Here is a 1,803-nt window from a genome sequence, read left to right as displayed (position 1 = left end):
GGCTGCAGGGCAGCGCCGAGCTCAAGCTCGGTTCGGCACTGCGTTATTTCGGCGACGGCTGGCAAATCTCCAAGAAGATCGGCGACAGGCATTTCTGGCGTATTCCCGTCATGGATGGCGAGTTCCTGTGCGAAGCAACGACCGGACTGACGAAGGAAGCTGTCGGTGGCGGCAATTTCTTTGTCATGGCGCAAAGCAGCGCCAACGCTTTGGCCGCTGCCGAGGCCGCCGTCGGTGCGATCGGCATGGTGCCTGGCGCCATCGTGCCGTTTCCGGGCGGCATTGCCCGTTCGGGTTCCAAGATCGGTGGCAAATACAAAGGCATGATCGCCTCGGCCAACGAAGCCTACGCGCCGACACTGCGCGGCGTCGTCGCGAGTGAACTCGGTCCCGACATCAACGCCGTCCTGGAAATCGTCATCGATGGTGAGACCAATGATGCAGTTGCCGCCGCGATGAAGGCGGGCATCAAGGCTGTCATAGAGCTCGGACCGCAAAGAGGCGCGGTTCGGATCAGCGCCGGCAATTACGGCGGCAAGCTCGGGAAATTCATCTACTCGCTGAAGGATATGCTGCCATGAAGGCGCTGACCTTCACCCTGGTTGCCGAGCCGCCGGAGCGCCTTGACCTGTCGCCGCTGACGCCGGAGCGGCTGGCCGGGATCGAAAGGCGCGACGTCGAAAGAATCCAGATCGGCATGTCGAAGCTCGGATCGAAGGTGGGCGACATTTTTCGCGTCGCCGGCAGCGATCCGGCAAGCATCGTGTTCGAGGGCGGAAGCATGCGCCTTGACCTTGTGGCGCAAGGCATGCGGGGTGGGTCGGTTCGCCTCGTTGGCAATGCCGGCGCCCAGGCCGGGCGCGCCATGCGGGGTGGCAAGCTCACGATCGAAGGCAATGCGGGTCCATACGCCGGCTCCGGCATGCGCGGCGGCAGGCTTGAGATAACAGGCAATGCCGGCGACCACCTCGGTGCGCCGCTCGTCGGGGAACTGGCCGGCATGAACGGCGGTGTGTTGATCGTCAGGGGCAGAGCGGGCGCCTTCGCGGCGGACCGCATGCGGCGCGGCCTGGTCGCGGTGCTGAAAGGCTCCGGCGACCATGCCGGCAGCCGCATGATCGCCGGCACCTTGGTGGTGGCCGGTGGCACCGGTGAGATGCCTGGCTATCTGATGCGTCGCGGTTCGATCCTTCTCGATCGCGCGCCGGCACGCATGTCGCCGAGCTTCGTCGAATGCGGCGCGCCCGAGAGCGTTTTCGCCGCCATCATCGATCGTCATCTGATCGCCGAGGGCATTTTGAAACGGCCGCTTCTGGGGAGCGCACCGCGCAAATATGGCGGGGATAACGCAGTGCTCGGAATGGGCGATGTTCTTTTTCCGCGCTGAGATCCGTCGACACAGGAACCATACGATGGCAGGACGCAAGTGCTTGCCGCTGGGTGGCAGTGGTGGGGCCGACCGTCATCCGACCCGCAACGTGGAGAACACATGAAAATCATCTCTCAGACGAAAGCCCATGGCGGCGTGCAGGGCGTCTATTCCCATTTCTCGACGAGTTGCCGTTGCGACATGACGTTTGCCGTTTTCGTGCCTCCACAGGCCCGGGAAACGCCTTGCCCCGTGGTGTGGTATCTCTCGGGACTGACCTGCACCCATCAAAATGTCATGGACAAAGGCGAATACAGGCGCATGGCCGCCGAACTTGGCCTGATCGTCGTCTGTCCAGACACCAGTCCGCGCGGCGCCGACATCCCTGATGACAAGGACAATTGGCAGTTTGGCGGCGGCGCCGGCTTTTATCT

2 protein-coding genes and 1 pseudogene are annotated in these 1,803 nt (G+C 63.4%); all 3 read left to right on the top strand.

The window, feature by feature from the left end; genetic code table 11:
* Window positions 1-581: pseudogene (locus ENZ74_RS30930) on the top strand (formylmethanofuran--tetrahydromethanopterin N-formyltransferase); the annotation flags it as partial.
* Window positions 578-1,387 carry a formylmethanofuran dehydrogenase subunit C gene (locus ENZ74_RS30925; RefSeq protein WP_063167860.1) on the top strand — a complete coding sequence of 270 codons (810 nt, stop codon included), beginning with the start codon at window positions 578-580 and terminating at the stop codon, window positions 1,385-1,387. The pseudogene ENZ74_RS30930 and the gene ENZ74_RS30925, both read left to right, overlap by 4 nt.
* A gap of 102 nt (window positions 1,388-1,489) precedes the next feature.
* Window positions 1,490-1,803: alpha/beta hydrolase-fold protein (locus tag ENZ74_RS30920; protein WP_245471049.1), on the top strand; the 314-nt coding region annotated here is incomplete at its 3' end.

The organism is Mesorhizobium sp. M7A.F.Ca.CA.002.15.2.1 (genome assembly GCF_003998715.1).
GTDB lineage: Bacteria > Pseudomonadota > Alphaproteobacteria > Rhizobiales > Rhizobiaceae > Mesorhizobium > Mesorhizobium ciceri.
The sequence above is the reverse complement of the archived record's forward strand: the minus strand, read 5'-3'. Positions and strand labels throughout refer to the sequence as shown.

Excerpts from the sequence above, each read along its gene's own strand:
- ENZ74_RS30925 (WP_063167860.1), top strand. The coding sequence starts at position 578 with ATGAAGGCGCTGACCTTCACCCTGGTTGCCGAGCCGCCGGAGCGCCTT.